Annotated in this window: 1 protein-coding gene; it reads left to right on the top strand. The window is 45.0% G+C overall.

The window, feature by feature from the left end:
• Positions 1–121 precede the first annotated feature (121 nt).
• The gene (locus tag ACTHUT_RS20560) at positions 122–1273 is read left to right on the top strand and encodes a class I SAM-dependent methyltransferase (protein WP_440419658.1); all 1152 of its coding nucleotides are present in this window, start codon (positions 122–124) and stop codon (positions 1271–1273) included.
• Positions 1274–1450 lie beyond the last annotated feature (177 nt).

Consider the following 1450-nt stretch of genomic DNA (forward strand, 5'->3'; position numbering starts at 1 on the left):
ATATAGTATTATTTGTGTTTTTAAAATACTATATATAGTATTTTTATACCCGATTACCACCCCTGTCACAATGGGCTATAATATACAAACAAATTCAAATTTTTTACATTATCTAACAGTCATGAAGCCACAACTCCCCCTCCCTTCCCCTGATGCACAAACCTCTTCAGCACACCTGACCAAGCTCATAAAAAACGAAATTAAACAACATCAAAACTGGATATCCTTCTCCCGTTTTATGGAGCTTGCCCTTTACACACCTCAATACGGTTATTACAGCGGAGGCAGCCATAAAATCGGCACAGACGGCGACTTCATTACTGCCCCTACCCTCACCCCCCTATTCGGACAAACCCTTGCCAAACAACTTGCCGAATTACTGCCGCAAACAGCAGGCAATATCTACGAATTTGGTGCAGGTACAGGTCATCTCGCTGCCACACTCTTGCAAAACCTTTCAGACGGCCTGAATCATTACTACATTATTGAGCTATCGGCAGAGCTTGCAGAAAGACAACGCCAACATATTCTTGAGCATACTTCCCCCGAAACAGCCGCCAAAGTCATCCACCTCACTACATTGCCCGAACATTTTGACGGCATCATCATCGGCAACGAAGTATTGGATGCCATGCCGGTGGAACGCTTGATTTATCAAGAGGAAAGGTTTCAACAAATCGGCGTCAGTTTAGAGAATGACGGGCTAATCGAAGCCATCAGACCATTGGTACAAGCCGAACTTACGCAAACAGCCGCCTTATACTTCCCTCCCCTTCCCTCATACACAAGCGAGCTGCATCCTGCACAATATGCCTTTATCCAAACCCTGGCCGCCAAATTGCAGCGCGGCGGCATGATATTTATCGATTACGGCTTCGATGCCGCTCAGTATTACCATCCGCAACGCAAGGAAGGCACATTCATCGGCCACTATCGCCACCACACTATCCACGACCCATTTTTCAATATCGGCCTGACCGATTTGACTGCGCACGTCAATTTCACCGATATTGCACGCGCCGGCACGGAATCAGGTTTAGACTTAATCGGCTACCTGCCCCAATCTTATTTCCTGCTCAATCTCGGCATCACCGATCTGCTAGCACAAATCGGCAGCCCGGATTCGGTTGAATATATCCAAGCCGCCGCCGCAGTACAAAAACTGATACATCAGCACGAAATGGGCGAACTTTTTAAAGTCATCGCTTTTGGCAAAGACATTGATATCGATTGGACAGGCTTCAGCCACGGAGATATTTGCCATAAGCTATAACCTAACAATCTACTTTTTATTTTTTAAAAACAATAAGAAATAAAAAAAATCAAAATTAGCGCTTGCCAAATATTCAAAAAAAACTATAATAGCGACTTCACGAAACGGCGAATTAGCTCAGTCGGTTAGAGCAGAGGAATCATAATCCTTGTGTCCGGGGTTCGAATCCCTGATTCG

This window comes from Neisseria sp. P0022.S010, assembly GCF_051956635.1.

Excerpts from the sequence above, each read along its gene's own strand:
- ACTHUT_RS20560 (WP_440419658.1), top strand. The coding sequence starts at position 122 with ATGAAGCCACAACTCCCCCTCCCTTCCCCTGATGCACAAACCTCTTCA.